This window comes from Streptomyces sp. NPDC033221 (assembly GCF_055577005.1).
Window position 1 is genome coordinate 16,650 of the sequence record NZ_JBVIQN010000036.1, and the last position, 15,499, is coordinate 32,148.

General features: G+C 71.2%; 15 protein-coding genes and 2 tRNA genes. 5 read left to right on the plus strand and 12 right to left on the minus strand.

The window, feature by feature from the left end:
• Positions 1-34 precede the first annotated feature (34 nt).
• Both ACZ53K_RS34190 and ACZ53K_RS34195 read left to right on the plus strand, forming a co-directional pair.
• Positions 35-2,236, plus strand: coding sequence for an elongation factor G-like protein EF-G2 (locus ACZ53K_RS34190; protein ID WP_468844487.1), 2,202 nt, complete (start codon positions 35-37; stop codon positions 2,234-2,236).
• Between the two features lie 131 nt (positions 2,237-2,367).
• Positions 2,368-4,038: a hypothetical protein gene (locus ACZ53K_RS34195; protein ID WP_468844489.1), complete on the plus strand. Its 1,671-nt coding sequence runs from the start codon at positions 2,368-2,370 to the stop codon at positions 4,036-4,038.
• 63 nt (positions 4,039-4,101) lie between these two features.
• On the opposite strand, the gene ACZ53K_RS34200 is transcribed toward ACZ53K_RS34195, so the two are convergent.
• The 6 genes from ACZ53K_RS34200 to ACZ53K_RS34225 all read right to left on the minus strand — a co-directional run bounded on the left by ACZ53K_RS34200 (position 4,102) and on the right by ACZ53K_RS34225 (position 10,769).
• Positions 4,102-5,310, minus strand: a complete 1,209-nt coding sequence (locus ACZ53K_RS34200) for a YncE family protein (RefSeq protein WP_468844492.1) — start codon at positions 5,308-5,310, stop codon at positions 4,102-4,104.
• Entirely contained in the window at positions 5,310-6,134 is an 825-nt protein-coding gene (locus tag ACZ53K_RS34205; protein WP_468844494.1) for a polysaccharide deacetylase family protein, read from the minus strand. The genes ACZ53K_RS34200 and ACZ53K_RS34205 overlap by 1 nt, the downstream gene beginning before the upstream one ends.
• Before the next feature lie 87 nt (positions 6,135-6,221).
• On the minus strand, positions 6,222-6,779 hold the full coding sequence (locus ACZ53K_RS34210; RefSeq protein WP_468844496.1) for an HIT family protein: 558 nt from the start codon (positions 6,777-6,779) through the stop codon (positions 6,222-6,224).
• Positions 6,780-6,855: 76 nt separating this feature from the next.
• The gene (thrS, locus tag ACZ53K_RS34215; protein WP_468844498.1) at positions 6,856-8,835 is read right to left on the minus strand and encodes a threonine--tRNA ligase; all 1,980 of its coding nucleotides are present in this window, start codon (positions 8,833-8,835) and stop codon (positions 6,856-6,858) included.
• 177 nt (positions 8,836-9,012) lie between these two features.
• The gene (locus ACZ53K_RS34220) at positions 9,013-10,203 is read right to left on the minus strand and encodes a hypothetical protein (protein ID WP_468844500.1); all 1,191 of its coding nucleotides are present in this window, start codon (positions 10,201-10,203) and stop codon (positions 9,013-9,015) included.
• A complete protein-coding gene (locus tag ACZ53K_RS34225; RefSeq protein WP_468844502.1) occupies positions 10,203-10,769 on the minus strand; it encodes a DUF4365 domain-containing protein in 567 nt (188 codons plus the stop codon). The genes ACZ53K_RS34220 and ACZ53K_RS34225 overlap by 1 nt, the downstream gene beginning before the upstream one ends.
• Positions 10,770-10,955: 186 nt before the next feature.
• On the opposite strand from ACZ53K_RS34225, the gene ACZ53K_RS34230 reads away from it, so the two are divergent.
• A complete protein-coding gene (locus ACZ53K_RS34230) occupies positions 10,956-11,681 on the plus strand; it encodes an exonuclease domain-containing protein (protein ID WP_468844505.1) in 726 nt (241 codons plus the stop codon).
• Positions 11,682-11,771: 90 nt separating this feature from the next.
• On the opposite strand, the gene ACZ53K_RS34235 is transcribed toward ACZ53K_RS34230, so the two are convergent.
• From ACZ53K_RS34235 to ACZ53K_RS34250, 4 genes are all read right to left on the minus strand, one after another.
• Positions 11,772-11,843: transfer RNA gene (locus ACZ53K_RS34235), tRNA-Val, on the minus strand.
• 145 nt (positions 11,844-11,988) lie between these two features.
• Complete coding sequence (locus tag ACZ53K_RS34240) at positions 11,989-12,450, minus strand: SRPBCC family protein (protein WP_468844507.1); 462 nt, start codon at positions 12,448-12,450, stop codon at positions 11,989-11,991.
• A gap of 87 nt (positions 12,451-12,537) precedes the next feature.
• Positions 12,538-12,609, minus strand: a tRNA-Val gene (locus ACZ53K_RS34245).
• A 74-nt stretch (positions 12,610-12,683) separates the two neighbouring features.
• Positions 12,684-13,151, minus strand: a complete 468-nt coding sequence (locus tag ACZ53K_RS34250) for a TIGR02611 family protein (protein WP_468844510.1) — start codon at positions 13,149-13,151, stop codon at positions 12,684-12,686.
• 190 nt (positions 13,152-13,341) lie between these two features.
• Between ACZ53K_RS34250 and ACZ53K_RS34255 the strand changes: the two genes are divergently transcribed.
• Positions 13,342-13,755: an SsgA family sporulation/cell division regulator gene (locus ACZ53K_RS34255; protein ID WP_003987206.1), complete on the plus strand. Its 414-nt coding sequence runs from the start codon at positions 13,342-13,344 to the stop codon at positions 13,753-13,755.
• A 236-nt stretch (positions 13,756-13,991) separates the two neighbouring features.
• Positions 13,992-14,558: a CGNR zinc finger domain-containing protein gene (locus ACZ53K_RS34260; protein WP_468844514.1), complete on the plus strand. Its 567-nt coding sequence runs from the start codon at positions 13,992-13,994 to the stop codon at positions 14,556-14,558.
• Between the two features lie 45 nt (positions 14,559-14,603).
• On the opposite strand, the gene ACZ53K_RS34265 is transcribed toward ACZ53K_RS34260, so the two are convergent.
• Positions 14,604-14,777 (minus strand): hypothetical protein, encoded by a 174-nt coding sequence (locus ACZ53K_RS34265; RefSeq protein ID WP_468844517.1) that lies wholly within the window; start codon positions 14,775-14,777, stop codon positions 14,604-14,606.
• 216 nt (positions 14,778-14,993) lie between these two features.
• Positions 14,994-15,470 carry a hypothetical protein gene (locus ACZ53K_RS34270; RefSeq protein WP_468844520.1) on the minus strand — a complete coding sequence of 159 codons (477 nt, stop codon included), beginning with the start codon at positions 15,468-15,470 and terminating at the stop codon, positions 14,994-14,996.
• Positions 15,471-15,499 lie beyond the last annotated feature (29 nt).

Sequence of the window (15,499 nt, forward strand, 5' to 3'; positions counted from 1 at the left end):
ACCACCGCAAAGTGTCGACCGGGAGGCGAGACACATGGGCGAGAAGACGAGGACACATCCGGGAGCCGCCGGCAGGGCGACATCGGCCGACCAGCCCACGTCCCTGAGGAATGTGGTGCTGGTCGGCCACAGTGGTGCGGGGAAGACGACGCTGGTGGAGGCGCTCGCGCTGGCGACCGGCGCGGTCAACCGGGCGGGCCGGGTCGAGGACGGCGGCTGCCTGTCGGACTACGACGAGATCGAGCACCGGCAGCAGCGGTCGGTGCAGCTGTCCCTGGTCCCCGTCGACTGGGGCGGGGTCAAGATCAACGTACTGGACACACCCGGGTACGCCGACTTCGTCGGGGAGTTGAGGGCCGGTCTGCGGGCAGCGGACGCGGCCCTCTTCGTCGTTTCGGCGGCGGACGGCGTGGACGGCGCGACGCGCATGGTCTGGGACGAGTGCGCCGCGGTCCGGATGCCGCGCGCGCTGGTCATCACGCACCTGGAGGCGGCGCGCGCCGACTTCCACCAGATGACGCGGCTGTGCGGTGTCACGCTGGGCGGTGACGACCCGGATGCCGTGCTCCCCCTGTACCTGCCGCTGTACGGCGCGGCGGGCGCCGACGGCCACGCGCCGGTACACGGTCTGATCGGCCTGCTCACGCAGCGGGTCTTCGACTACTCGTCCGGCGAACGCGTGGAGCGCGCGCCGGAGCCCGGTGAGCTGCCGATGATCGAGGAGGCCCGTAACCGGCTCATCGAGGGCATCATCGCCGAGAGCGAGGACGAGTCCCTCATGGACCGATATCTCGCCGGTGAGGACATCGACGTGAAAACGCTCATCGGTGACCTGGAGACGGCGGTGGCGCGCGGCACCTTCCACCCCGTGCTGGCCGCGGCGCCGGCCGCGGAGGGCGCCCGGCAGGGGCTGGGCACCGTCGAGCTGCTGGATCTGATCGCCCGCGGTTTCCCCACCCCCGCCGAGCGCGAGGCGCCCGCGGTCACCACCCCCGACGGCAAGCCCCGCCCGGCGCTGACCTGCGACCCGGCGGGCCCGCTGGTCGCGGAGGTGGTCAAGACGTCCTCCGACCCGTATGTGGGCCGGCTCTCGCTGGTGCGCGTCTTCTCCGGCACCCTGCGCCCGGACGAGACGGTGCACGTGTCCGGGCACGGGCTGCAGGACCGCGGCCACGAGGACCACGACGTGGACGAGCGGATCGGCGCGCTGTCCGCCCCGTTCGGCAAGGTCCAGCGCTCGCTGTCCAAGGCGATCGCCGGGGATCTGGCCTGTGTGGCGAAGCTGACCCGCGCGGAGACCGGCGACACTCTCTCCGACAAGGACGCGCCGCTCCTGATGGAGCCGTGGACCATGCCGGACCCGCTGCTGCCGGTCGCCATCCAGGCACACAGCAAGGCGGACGAGGACAAGCTCTCCCAGGGCCTGTCCCGTCTCGTGGCCGAGGACCCGACGATGCGTCTGGAGCACAACCAGGGCACCCATCAGGTGGTGCTGTGGTGTCTGGGCGAGGCGCACGTCGACGTGGCGCTGGAGCGGCTGCGGTCCCGGTACGGCGTGCAGGTCGACACCGTGCCGTACAAGGTGTCGCTGCGGGAGACCTTCGGCGGCCGGGCGGCGGGCCGCGGGCGGCATGTGAAGCAGTCCGGCGGCCACGGCCAGTACGCGATCTGCGAGATCGAGGTGGAACCGCTGCCGGGCGGCAGCGGCATCGAGTTCGTGGACAAGGTCGTGGGCGGCGCGGTGCCCCGGCAGTTCATCCCGTCCGTCGAGAAAGGGGTGCGGGCGCAGGCGGCGCGTGGTGTCGCGGCCGGGTATCCGCTGGTCGACGTGCGGGTCACGCTGCTGGACGGCAAGGCCCACTCGGTGGACTCCTCCGATGCCGCGTTCCAGACGGCGGGCGCCCTGGCGCTGCGGGAGGCCGCCGGTGACGCCCGTATCCATCTGCTGGAGCCGGTGGCCGAGGTGACCGTACTGGTTCCGGACGATTTCGTCGGCGCGGCGATGAGCGATCTGTCCGGGCGGCGCGGCCGTGTGGTGGGCACCGAGCAGGCCGGGCACGGGCGCACCCTCGTGCGGGCCGAGGTGCCGGAGATCGAGATCAGCCGGTACGCGGTGGACCTGCGCTCCCTCTCGCACGGCACCGGGCGTTTCCACCGCTCCTACACGCGGCACGAGCCGATGCCGCCGCAGCTCGCCGCGAAACTCCGCGAGCAGGAGGAGAACGGCTCGTCATGACGTCCCCTTGCCGGTCGTCCACCTCGGCATCCCCCGGGGTGGACGTCGGCGGTACGCTGTGATCGCAGCTCAGAAGGTGTGCGAACGGCGGTAGTTGGGAAGAAGGCCGCAGCAGCGGATGCGTGCGGGCGATGGGGGCGGCAGTGGCAGCAGACGGCTTCGACTTCAGTCCCGGGGCGCAGGTCCCGTTGTCCGGTGGCGCCGGACAGACCGCGGCCACCCAGGCGTTGGCCTCGGCGGCGTACCGGGACAATCCGCTTTCCGACATCGCCAAGGCCGACTCCGCCACCACGAAGTCGGGGATCAAACCGCCCAAACTCTCCTTGTTCGAGCCGAATCTGGGAGAGGCGTTCTCCCGCGCCCTGCAACTGCGGATGCTCGGCGGCGGCCGCGGCGCGCTCATCCAGTCCTTCGGCATCGAACCGCAGACGGTCGTCGAGCACTGCCTGGCCGCCCTCCGCATCCGCAAGATCCGCGATGTGAAGCTGACCCTGCTGATGGTGGGCTTCGGGCTGCTCTTCCTGCCCGGCGTACTGCTGTGGCTGGGCGCCTTCCAGCTCAAGAAGCTGCTGTCGAGGGCGCAGGGCACCGGCACCTCGGCGCTCGGTGTCGCGCTGATGCTCGCGATCGGTGCCATCGCGGTGCTGTTCCTGGTCAAGCTGCCGTTCACCGGCTTCTGGTCGGTGTATCTGCGCGCCATGGTGGTGGTGCCGGTGATCGGCTGGTGGTGGGCGAAGCGGATCAGCGAGGCCACCGCGAAGGACCTGCGGGAGGCCTGGAAGGGCCTGCTCGAAGGCGGCGGCGTGGGCGCCAAGATCCCCGAGGCGGTCCCCAAGGACCCGAACGAGACCGCTGCCGAGCAGATGCGGCAGAGCCTGGCCAAGCTCACCGCCGAACAGCACAGCAACGTCGCCTTCTACGCGGGCCCCAACGGCATACTGGGCATGGGCACCCGCTGGGGCAGCTGGCAGATGGCCGAGGAGCTGCGGCCCGCCGAGGAGGGCGGCGAGATCAACCCGTTCCGCAGCTATGACGTCATCCGCGTCATCCACGACCGGCTGCGCCTGCTGGAGCGCAGCCCGCTGCACACCGGCGGCTTCAAGAACGCCCCCTCCGTACGCCACTGGGTCGTGGTGCCGGTCGGCGAGAAGGCCGGCTCCGTCTCCCGTCCCGAGGGCACCGAGGTGGAGGCCTTCCAGGTGCGGGGCCACGAGATAGAGCGGATCTGCAACGAGCAGCAGTTCGGCAGCGGCAGCCGGCACTACCTCGGTGTGCAGTTCGTGCTGTGGGACGGCCAGCTGGTGATAACCCTGCTGATCACGGTCACCGTGCTGCACGAGACGCTGCGCGTGGAGGTCACCGGCCACGCGCTGGGCCCGGTGAACCCGCTGTTCACCTCCAAGCCCGCGCCGAAGAGCAAGAGCGTCTCCAAGACGGTGAAGTTCTGGGAGACCAAGTCCGTGAGTCTGCCGCTCGTCGACGCGAGCGAGGTGGTACGGCTCGCCGCCCGCGCTCCGCTGACGTGGTTCCCCGGGTTCCTGGAGTTCCTGGGCGGGAAGCTGACCCTGCCGGAGCCGTTCGGCCTGCGGCACGCCTGGGCCGACAAGCCGTGGCGGCACCGCTTCATGGCCGATGACGCGCTGCGCGCGGCGACCCCGGTGCTGCGGGTGGTGCACTCCGCCGCGCTGAGCGTGCTCAAGGAGAACGGCGTGGACATCGCGCGCTTCGACAGCCGCTCGCTGGTGCTCAGCGGCCAGGTGCAGGCCGCCGAGCCGCGGAAGGCCGACGAGTACAACGCGTAGCCGCCCATTGCGGCGGTCTGCCGAAGGGCCGGCCGTGCGGCCGGACCCCTCGGCGCACCATGGCTACCGGAAGATCCCCGTATGCCCCAGCGAGTACCGCCCCGGCTGCGGATAGACCGCCAGTCCGTGCGGCCCCTCGCCCACCGGGATCTTGGCGAGGGTCTTTCCGGTCCGGGTGTCCATCGCGTAGACCTCGGAGTTGTAGCGGCCGGAGAGCCACAGCACGTTGCCGTCGGCGGACACTCCGCCCATGTCGGGGCTGCCGCCGCCGGGGATGTGCCACTTGTCCACGAGCTTGCCGCTCTTGAAGTCGAGCAGCGACACGGAGCCCTCGCCCCGGTTGGAGATGTACATCTTCTTGGAGTCGCGGCTGACGTAGAGGCCGTGGGTGCCCTTGCCGGTCGGCATCAGCTTCGGCTCCTGGAACCTGTCGCCGTCCAGCACCCACATCCCGTCGGCCATCATGTCCGCGACGTACCAGGTCCTGCCGTCCGGTGACATCTTCACGTCCTGCGGCATGGCGCCCCGGAACGGCAGTTTCCGCTGCCCGACGACCTTCATCTGCTCGGTGTCGACCTTCAGCAGTTCACCGGAGAACTCGCAGGAGACGATGAAGTACCTGCCGTCCGCGGAGAAGTCCGCGTGGTTGACGCCCGCGCAGGTGACGGGGACGGTCTTGCGCACCTCCATCGACTTCGGGTCGCGGAAGACCAGTTCCTTGTCCATCGAGGCCATCACGACCGCGTACTTGCCGTTCGGCGTGAAGTAGAGGTTGTACGGGTCGTGTACGTCCACCGGGCCGCCGGACCTGCCGGTCGCCGGGTCGATCGGTGTCAGGTCGTGCCCGCGGTTGTTGTTCACCCACAGCGTCTTCATGTCCCAGGACGGGACGACGTGCTGCGGCTGCACCCCGACCGGGATGGTCTCGATGACCTTGTACGTCTTGGGGTCGATGACGCTCACCGTGTCCGAGCCGGTGTTGGGCACGTACACGCGGGAGGGGAAGTTCTTGACCTGCGGTGCGAGCCTGTTCGGGCGGTCCGCCGCGTACACGTCGCGCTCGTCCAGCGGCGGCGGCATGCCCGGCAGCAGCGACTTGGCGGCCTGCGCGGGCGAGGCCGGGGTCGACGCCCCGGGGCTGCTGTCGGCGGCCCGCGTGTCGCCGCCACCGCCGCACCCCGCCGCCAGCAGTGCGCAGGCGACGGCCGACAGCGCGGCTCGCCGGCCGGCCCGGGCACGTTTCTGTTCTTGGGTGGGGGTCCGGTCAGCCATCAGGTCACAAGCTCCGTTGTCGTCACCGCACGCAGTCCGCGCCGGTGCAGGCCGTCGAGGATCGGGGGCAGCGCGGCAACCGTGCCGGCGTGCCCGAGGTGGAGGCTCACGATGGATCCCGCGCGGGCCCGGTCCAGCACGGTGCGCCGGACGGCGGGGGCGCCGGGGTCGTCGGCGTCGAGGGAGTCGACGTCGTAGGAGAGGACGTGCGGGTAACCGGCCTTGCGGGCCAGCCGGGTCACCAGTTCGGTGGCGTACTGCGTGCGGGAGGGGCGGAACCAGCTGCCGATCGTGCCGGTCAGCTTCCGCAGCCGGTCCGCGCACCCGATGATCTCGGCGTACGCCCGGTCCGCCGGGAGGGCGCAGATGTCGAGGTGGCGCTGGGTGTGGTTGCCCAGTTCGTGTCCGCCGTCGAGGATGCGGCGGGCCATCAGGGGCTCTTCGTCGAGCCAGCTGCCGACGGCCAGTACGGTCACCCGGGCACCGGCCCGTTCGGCTTCGTGGAGCAGTGCGGTGGCCGTCTTCGCGTCGCCCTGGCCGTGGAAGGTGAGGGCGACGGCGTTGCCGCGCGGGGGGCCGTGCTGAATCTGTACGGGGAGGCCGGACGCGCGGGTCGGCGGGCGGGCGGCACGGGCGCTGCCCGAGGCGGCCGTCGCCGAGGGGCGTGCCGCGGGGCCCGGCGGGCCGGTGCCGCCCGGCGGTGGGGAGCCGGAGGCCCGTACGGACGCGGTGTCCGTACGGGCCGTCGCGCACCCCGGCGCGAGCGCACCGGCGGCCGCGGCCGTGGCGGTACGCAGCACGGAGCGACGATGCAGGGAAGTCACCTCACCATTAGAGGGCAACCTGTCCGCATTTGTCGCTTTATCGGATTTTCCACAGCGCGTGTCCCGGCCGGCGCTGCGACGTCCGGGCTACTGCGGCCAGGCGTCGGCCAGCATCTTGCGGGTGTCGGCGAGCAGCTGCGGCAGCACCTTCGTCTGGCCCACCACGGGCATGAAGTTGGTGTCGCCGCCCCAGCGCGGCACGACGTGCTGGTGCAGGTGGGCGGCGATACCGGCACCGGCGACGGCACCCTGGTTGAGGCCGATGTTGAAGCCGTGCGCCCCGGAGGCGGCCCGCAGGGTGGTCATCGCCCGCTTGGTGAACTCGGCCAGCTCCAGGGTCTCGGCCCGGTCCAGCTCGGTGTAGTCGGCCACATGGCGGTAGGGCACCGACATCAGATGGCCGCCGTTGTACGGGTAGAGGTTGAGCACCGCGTACACCTGCTCGCCGCGGGCGATCACCAGCCCGTCCTCGTCCGACTTGGCCGGAATCGTGCAGAAGGGGCAGCCGTCCTCGGCGCCCGGTCCGGACGGTTTGTTCTCCCCCTGGATGTACGCCATCCGGTGGGGCGTCCACAGTCGCTGGAAGGCGTCCTGTGTCCCGACTCCGATCTGCTGCTCCGGCTCACTCGTCATGCGGGCCAGCATATTCCCCGGCCCGCGCGGGAACGCGGCGAGGGGCGGCCCCGGAGTCCGGGACCGCCCCTCGTTCAGCGCGTGAACCTCACACCTGGATGCGGCGCTCCACCGCGTCAAGGATCTCGGCGATCGCCTGCGCCTTCGGGATGCCGTTCTTCTGCGACCCGTCGCGGTAGCGGAAGGACACCGCGCCGTTGGCCACGTCCTCGTCACCCGCGATGATCATGTACGGGACCTTGCTGCGCTGCGCGTTCCGGATCTTCTTCTGCATCCGGTCCGAGGACGCGTCCACGTCGATCCGCAGCCCCCGCTTCTTCGCCTCGGCGGCGAACTCCTGGAGGTACGGCACGTGGTCGTCGCCGATCGGGATGCCGGTCGCCTGCACGGGGGCCAGCCACACCGGGAAGGCGCCCGCGTAGTGCTCCAGCAGCACCGCGAAGAACCGCTCGATGGAGCCGAACAGCGCGCGGTGGATCATGACCGGGCGCTGCTTGGAGCCGTCCGGAGCGGTGTACTCCAGGTCGAAGCGCTCCGGCAGGTTGAAGTCCAGCTGGACGGTCGACATCTGCCAGGTACGGCCGATGGCGTCCTTGGTCTGCACCGAGATCTTCGGGCCGTAGAACGCGGCGCCGCCCGGGTCCGGGACCAGCGGCAGCCCCTGCTTCTCGGCGACCTTGCGCAGCGTCTCGGTGGCCTCTTCCCAGACCTCGTCCGAGCCGACGAACTTCTCCGGGTCCTTGGTGGACAGCTCCAGATAGAAGTCGGTCAGGCCGTAGTCGCGCAGCAGGTCCAGGACGAAGGTGAGCGTGGCGTCCAGCTCGTCCGCCATCTGCTCCTTGGTGCAGTAGATGTGCGCGTCGTCCTGGGTGAAGCCGCGGGCGCGGGTCAGGCCGTGCACCACGCCGGACTTCTCGTACCGGTACACGGTCCCGAACTCGAACAGACGCAGCGGCAGTTCGCGGTACGAGCGGCCGCGCGCGTCGAAGATCAGGTTGTGCATCGGGCAGTTCATGGGCTTGAGGTAGTAATCCACGCCCTCGTCGAGCTGCATGGGCGGGTACATGCCGTCGGCGTACCAGTCCAGGTGGCCCGACTTCTCGAACAGCTTCCCCTTGGTGGCGTGCGGGGTGTAGACGAACTCGTAGTCCGCCTCCTCGTGGCGCCGCCGCGAGTAGTCCTCCATGACCCGGCGGATGATGCCGCCCTTGGGGTGGAAGACCGCCAGGCCCGAGCCGATGTCCTCCGGGATGGAGAACAGGTCCAGCTCCGCGCCCAGCTTGCGGTGGTCGCGCTTCTCGGCCTCGGCGAGGAACTCCAGGTACGCCTTGAGCTCGTCCTTGGTCGGCCAGGCGGTGCCGTAGATGCGCTGGAGCTGCTTGTTCTTCTCGTTGCCGCGCCAGTACGCGGCGGCCGAGCGCATCAGCTTGAAGGCCGGGATGACCCGGGTGCTGGGCAGGTGCGGGCCGCGGCACAGGTCCTTCCAGCACAGGTCGCCGCTCTTGGCGTCGAGGTTGTCGTAGATGGTCAGCTCACCGGCGCCGACCTCGGCGGACGCGCCCTCGGCGGCCTCGGCGGCGGAGCCCTTGAGGCCGATCAGCTCCAGCTTGTACGGCTCGTCGGCCAGCTCCTCGCGGGCGTCGTCGTCGCTCACCGCGCGCCGGGCGAACTTCTGCCCGCGCTTCTGGATCTCCTGCATCTTCTTCTCGATGCGCTTGAGGTCCTCGGGGGTGAACGGGGTCTCGACGTCGAAGTCGTAGTAGAAGCCGTCCTTGATGGGCGGGCCGATGCCCAGCTTCGCGTCGGGGAACAGTTCCTGCACGGCCTGCGCCATCACGTGCGCGGTGGAGTGGCGCAGGATGTTCAGGCCGTCCTCGCTGGTGATGTCGACGGGCTCGACCTCGTCACCGTCGGCGAGCTCGTACGCCAGGTCCTTGAGCTGCCCGGCGACGCGGGCGGCGACGACGGAGCGCTCGCCCTGGAAGAGGTCGGCGGCCGTAGTGCCCGTGGTCACCACGCGTTCTTCCCGCTCGGAATCGCGTGGGATGGTCACACGGACGTCTGACACCGGTCTCTCCTGACTTCTCGGGCGCGACAGCGTTTGCTGCGCAGGCGAATCGTACCGAGCCACCGGTCTTCCTCGCGAAACGGTTATGCCGGTCCCCGCGCCTCGGCCGTTCCCCGGCCCCGTACGGAAGCGGCGGGCGCACGGCCGGGGTCCCGCCCCGCGTGCGCCCGCCGTCCGTCACTCGCCCGGCAGCGGCCCTCCGCACGCCTCCTCGAAGAAGTCCAGGTTCTCCTGGAGCGACTTCAGGAGCCGGTCCCGTTCCGCCTCGTCCACCTGGACGGGTGTGACGTCCGACGCGCCGGTGATGCGGCGGAAGCCGCCCCGGCTCTCCAGCCGCCCGCTGACCCGGATCGGCAGGCCGACCAGGTGGGCGTGGCCGGCGATGCGGTAGTCCTCCTCGTCGAGTGCGACCCGTACCTGGAGCACATCGGCCCCGGACAGCACCCGCAGCCGCACCACGCCGGGGCCGCCGGGCCGCTCGCGCCGCAGCCGCACCACCGCGCCGGTCACCCGCACCGGCAGCGACGGCTCGTCGCGGACGTAGCGCTGGGCGGCCTGCTGGAGCGCGGGCAGGTCACCGGGCGAGAACTCGACCGGCTCGGGCCGGGCCGCGAAACCGGCCGGCGGGCCGGCCCCCGGCGACCACTCCACCGAGATCCGTACCCCCTCCGCGTCCCGCACCAGCGAGATCAGCGCCTCCGCCAGCTCGTGGCACACGCCCAGCTCCACGGCGGCGTCGAACGCCTCCATGCCACCGGTCGCCCGCTGGTAGTCGGTGGCATCGCGGGTGGCGTGCAGCGCGCGCTGCAGCCCGGCGACGGCCGCGCGGCCAGCCGCCACCGGCACGTACGCGGTCAGCCGCCGCCCGGCCGGCGCGGGCCCGACCAGCACGTCCGCCATGAAGGCCTCGGCCTTGCGCTTGTGCCGGGCACCGTAGAAGCCCGCCCGTCCGTGGGTGCCGAGCACTCCGGCCATCAGCATCGAGCGGGCCGCCGTCCGCAGCTGTTCCTGTGCCACCCACGGCGTGCCGCCGATGCCGTCCTCGGGGACCTCGCGCTCCCAGCGCACCTCGTCGCTGGGCACCGCGAGCGCGGCCAGGACCTCGCGCGCGGACGGCGCGGCGCTGTGCGCGAGGGCGGCCAGCGCCTCCGCGATGAGGTCGGTACTGTCCGGAAACGTCCGGGTCTGCGGTACGAGCAGGCTGGTGCCCCCGGCGGCGCCGCCGGGCGGCGTCCAACGGGCGTAGTGGCCGGCGGCGCCTCCCCGCCGCCGCCAGCCGTGCCGCGCCAGCAGGGCGCCGAGCACCGCCGGATCCAGTTGCGCCGGGTCCGGAAGCCGGAACGCGTACTCGTCGGTCGGCCGGTGCATCAGGGTCTCCCTCCCGCCCCGACCCGCGTCATGATCTCGCAGAGCGCGCGGTCGTCGAAGATCCGCGTGGTCGGGATCCGCACGTTGGTCCTGCGCCGGCCGGTCACCTCATGGCCGGCCAGGTTGGTCCAGTAGCAGCTGTGCCGCAGCGCCAGCCGGTCGTGGTCCGCCCGCAGCCAGTCCTCCTGGGTCCGCGGCACCAGCATCACGACCAGGATCTTGTGCACCGCCACGGGCGTCCGCGCGAGCTTCACCAGATGGGCGTTGTCCAGGGTGAAGGCGAAACTCGCGCCGGGCGGCCGGGGGCCGATCTGGTACGTGCATTTCAACTGCACCTTGATGGTCACTTCGTCGTCGACGGCATGGCCGGGCGCGCCGTGGCTGACGTGCCAGTCGATGCCGTTGTCCGGGAAGGGCTGGGCCAGCGAGCAGCCCGACGCGGCGGCCACCGCGTGAAGATAGCCCACCTGGAGCGTCTCCATACAGGCCGTGGTGGCGAGCGCGCCGCGCGGTGAAGCCCTGTGCGCGGGCACCAGTCCCCCCGGATCGGGCTGCGCGAGCGTCATCGCTCAAGTGCCTTCCGGGCCGGGTCGTTCGAAGGGGCCGCCCCCGTGGCGACGGCCCGTTGTGATGTTCTTGTCCGTCCCAAGTGGTCAACAAACCAGGACGGTTCGACAACCGGAAGCCTCGGGTATCACCTGGTCGGGTGGCCGCGTCGGCCACCCGCCGCACGAGCGCGAGGAGTTGTGAAGATGCCGTGCTGGTACGACGGTCCGCTGGCCTCCTTCGACACCGAGACGACCGGGATCGACGTGGAGCGAGATCGCATCGTGTCCGCCGCCCTGGTCGTCCAGGAAACCCCGCGCAGCGTCCCCCGCGTCACCCGGTGGCTGGTCAACCCGGGGGTGCCGGTCCCCGAAGCGGCCACCGCCGTGCACGGCCTGACGGCCGACCACCTGGCCCTGCACGGCCGCTGGCCGTCGCCCGTGATGGAGGAGATGGCCCGTGCGCTGACCGACCAGTCGCTCGCCGGACGGCCGCTGATCGTGATGAACGCGCCGTTCGACCTGACGCTGCTGGACCGCGAGCTGCGGCGGCACCGCGCCGCCTCGCTCACCCACTACCTGGGCGCCCACCCGCTGTCCGTGCTGGACCCGCGGGTGCTGGACAAGCACCTGGACCGCTACCGCAAGGGCCGCCGTACGCTCACGGACCTGTGCGCGGAGTACGAGGTCGAGCTGACCGGCGCCCACGAGGCCGCGGCGGACGCGCTCGCCGCGCTCCAGGTCGTACGTGCGCTGGGGCGGCGGTACGCGGAGCGGCTGGAGCCGCTGAGCCCGGCGCAGCTGCACACCCGGCAGGCCGTGTGGCACGCGGCGCAGGCGCGGGGTCTGGAGGCGTGGTTCGCGCGCAACGGCACGGAGGAGGCGGTGGATCCGCACTGGCCGGTGCGTCCGGAGCTGCCGGCCGCGGCCTGAGCGACGACGGCGGACGGCAGGACTGCCGGGCATCGGTGTGCCAACGCCGAGGGCCGGGCTGCCTGTTGGCAGCCCGGCCCTCGGTCCCGGTGGGCGATACTGGGTTCGAACCAGTGACCTCTTCGGTGTGAACGAAGCGCTCTCCCACTGAGCTAATCGCCCGGGTGTCTTTCCCGCTCCCGGAGTTTCCCCCGCGAACGACCTGAACAATACAGGCCGTCGCGCCTTTCCATCAAATTTCCTGCCCGCGCATCCCCGTTCCTCTTTCCGGCCGCCTTCCGGAACCACCGATCCCGGTCCGTACGACTCACCTGCGAGCCAGCCGGGAGGTCAGCCCCCGGCGCCCGGCGCGCATCATCAGGGTGTGGTTGGCGAGGAAGAACGGCCGCCCCGGCAGCGCGAGGCGGCGCAGCGACGGCTTGCGCACCTCGACCTCCTGCTCGAAGAGGGCGCGCGTCCCGCCGCCGGAGGCACCCAGCGTCCAGCGTGCGAAGCCCTCCAGGTCGCCGCGCATCCTGATCTCCAGGACACCGGCGTCCGGGTCGCGGCGCGTCGCGGTCGCGGTGACGGTGAGCACGTAAGGGAGCAGGGACCGGAAGTACGCGGTGCCGCTGCGCTCGTCGACGCGGCTCACCCGGCGGACCTGGGGCCACCACTGAGGATACGTTTCTGCATCCTCCAGGACGGCGAAGACCGCCGGGGGCGGCGCGGGCAGCCGCCATTCGCTGCGGAAGCGGTACCGGTGCAAGATGTGCTGCCAGTCGCCCATGGCCCCCAGTCTGCCGCCACGGCGCCGCCGGGGTGCGGGAAACGACGAAGGCCCGGAGGTCTGGGACCTCCGGGCCGTCATACGGTGTGGGCGATACTGGGTTCGAACCAGTGACCTCTTCGGTGTGAACGAAGCGCTCTCCCGCTGAGCTAATCGCCCGGGCGCATCGCCAACATTACCGCACGTCGGAGGGGTCACGTGACCACCTGCGGGGGCGGGCGGCGGGAGAGCCCTCACTCACCGGTGTTCCACGGCAGCACGAAGCCGAACTTCCACAGGTAGACCGCCAGCCCGGCCACGATGATCACGGCGCCGATGCTGGTCAGGATGATGTTGCGGCGTCGCACCCTCGGGTCCAGGGCCTTCTGCGTGGCCTCGGTGACCTTGCGCTTGGTCCAGCGCAGCACCAGCTGTGCCCAGACGAACTCGGTCGCCCAGATCGCCATACCGGCGAAGATCACCAGCCAGCCCGGCCCGGGCAGCGGCAGCATGATGATGCCGCCGACGACCACGGCGAGGCCGACGATGAAGATGCCGACCTGCCAGCTCAGATGCAGGGGCCGGGAGCGCTTGATGAAATGCGGCGCCCGGGAACCGAGTCGCTGTTCCACCTTCGCAGTCTCTCCCGCGGCGCCCTCTTCCGCAGCCGGGGCCGCCGCCGCGGCGGTGATCCCGACTCCCCCGTTACTCTCCGTATTCATACGGCCCAACCTACCCGACGGATGACGGTCACCGGAATGGCCGCCGAGGAGGATTGGCAACTCCGCCGTAAGAGGTACCGGAAGCCACCCAAAACCCTCAGAGGGGTTTACAACGGCACCGTAGGTGGCATGTCGATTTCGCCGACGTGCGAATCCCCGAGCGCACACTGAGCGAAAGGCCCTGGCGCTTATGAACACCACGGTCAGCTGCGAGCTGCACCTGCGCCTCGTTGTGTCGAGCGAGTCGTCACTGCCTGTACCGGCGGGCCTGCGGTATGACACGGCCGATCCGTATGCCGTGCACGCGACCTTCCACACCGGAGCCGAGGAGACCGTCGAGTGGGTCTTCGCCCGCGACCTCCTCGCCGAGGGCCTGCACCGGCCCACGGGCACCGGAGACGTCCGCGTATGGCCGTCCCGGAGTCACGGACAGGGCGTTGTCTGCATCGCCTTGAGCTCCCCGGAGGGCGAGGCCCTTCTGGAGGCCCCGGCGCGGGCCCTGGAGTCGTTCCTCAAGAGGACCGACGCGGCGGTACCACCGGGCACCGAACACCGGCACTTCGATCTCGACACTGAGCTCTCCCACATCCTCGCGGAGAACTGAAAGGCGGCGCAGCAGCCCATCGCAGCCATCCACCGCACCGAACCGCACCCACCTGCACCGTCCGACTCGGGGCGACGGCACAGGACCGACAAGTTCATACGGCACGAGCCGGCGCTGTCGCCGCGGACCCACCGCGGAGACGGCGCCGAGGCTTGTTGGACGCGCTAGAGTCGGCGACCATTCGGCAAGGACACCGGGGCGGCGCCGCCGACCCCACCCGGCCAGGGAGCGAAACCGTGATGATCACCCACGACACCCGGTGCGCGCTCGACGCGGTCGTCGACCTGTTGAACTCCGCTCCGGAGGGCGAGGCCCCCGGTGCCCCCGACAGCCTGGCCGACCTCCCGGCGCTCCAGGCGTTCGTCGCGCGCAACGCGATCAGCGACGTGGGCACGCTCGGCGACCGCGACCTGGCGTCCGTGCGGGCCGTGCGGGCGCGGTTCGCCGAGGTCTTCGCGGCGCCGGACGACCGCACGGCCGCCGAGCGGCTCAACGACCTGGTGGCGGCAGCCGGCACCACGCCGCGGCTGACCGACCACGACGGTTACGACTGGCACGTGCACTACTTCGCGCCGGGCGCCTCGGTCGCCGAGCACCTGGCGGCGGACGGCGGTATGGCGCTGGCGTTCCTGGTCGTCGCCGGGGAGCGGGAGCGGCTGCGGCACTGCGAGGCGCCGGACTGCCGGTTCGCGTTCGTGGACCTGTCCCGCAACCGCTCGCGCCGCTACTGCGACAGCCGTACGTGCGGCAACCGGCTGCACGTCGCCGCGTACCGGGCACGCCGCCGCGAAGCCACCCGCTGACGGCGCGGCCGGCGCCCGGCCCCGCCGCCCTCCCACCCGGCGGCCTCACAACAGGAGGAGGTCGTGCAGGGCGCCCATGAGCAGGAGGACGGCGATGACGGTGAGGAAGAGCATCAGCGGCGGCTGGGACAACGCGAAAAGGCAGCCACGCGGTTCGGGGGCCGGGGGGTCCGCCGCTGTGACGGCGGGGTCCCGGGGAAGGGCGCACTCGTCGTTCATCTCGCGCCGATGATGGCGCAGCTGATCAGGCGGGAAGGACCGGATCACCCCTCAGCGACGGGAGTTCATCAATTCCCGTGCACTTCCGTGATCGCTACGGTGTCCGAGACGTCACCCACGCGGGCCGCACGGCGTTCGCACGGGACCGGGCCCTCGTACGGCGTGCGCGGAGCCGGTCTCACGGCGCGACCGTACGGCGGCTCGCTCCGGCGGTCGTCAGATGCCGTGCTTCTTCAGGATGGCCTCAATGTCGGAAAAGTCCTCGCCCGGCGCGCCGCCCTTGCTCCGCCCCTTGGGCTGGGCCGCGGGCTGCCCGGCCCGCGCACCGGCTCCTGCACCCGCGCCCAGCGACGGCGCGGAGGCCTTCGGGGCCACCGCCGCCGGCCCCTGCTGCCGGGCCGCGGCGCGCCGCTCCTTGCGGCTGCCGCCGGCCTTGAGGGAGTGCCGCTCGGCCAGCCGCGCGATCATGAACAGGACGACGGAGAGCGCCAGCACTCCGAAGCCCGCCCAGACCACCGGCTTGAAGACCACGCCGGTGAGCCAGTCGATCACACCGGTCATCGCCAGTCCCACCGGGACCAGCGAGATCGCCGCGATGCGGGTCGCGGCGAGGAAGCGCTTGCGGTAGGCGGTCAGCGCGGCGATGCCCAGGCCCGCCACCGACACCACGGTACAGACGGTCGAGCTCAGCATCCCCGGTCCTCCTGCCGATCGGTTCTCGT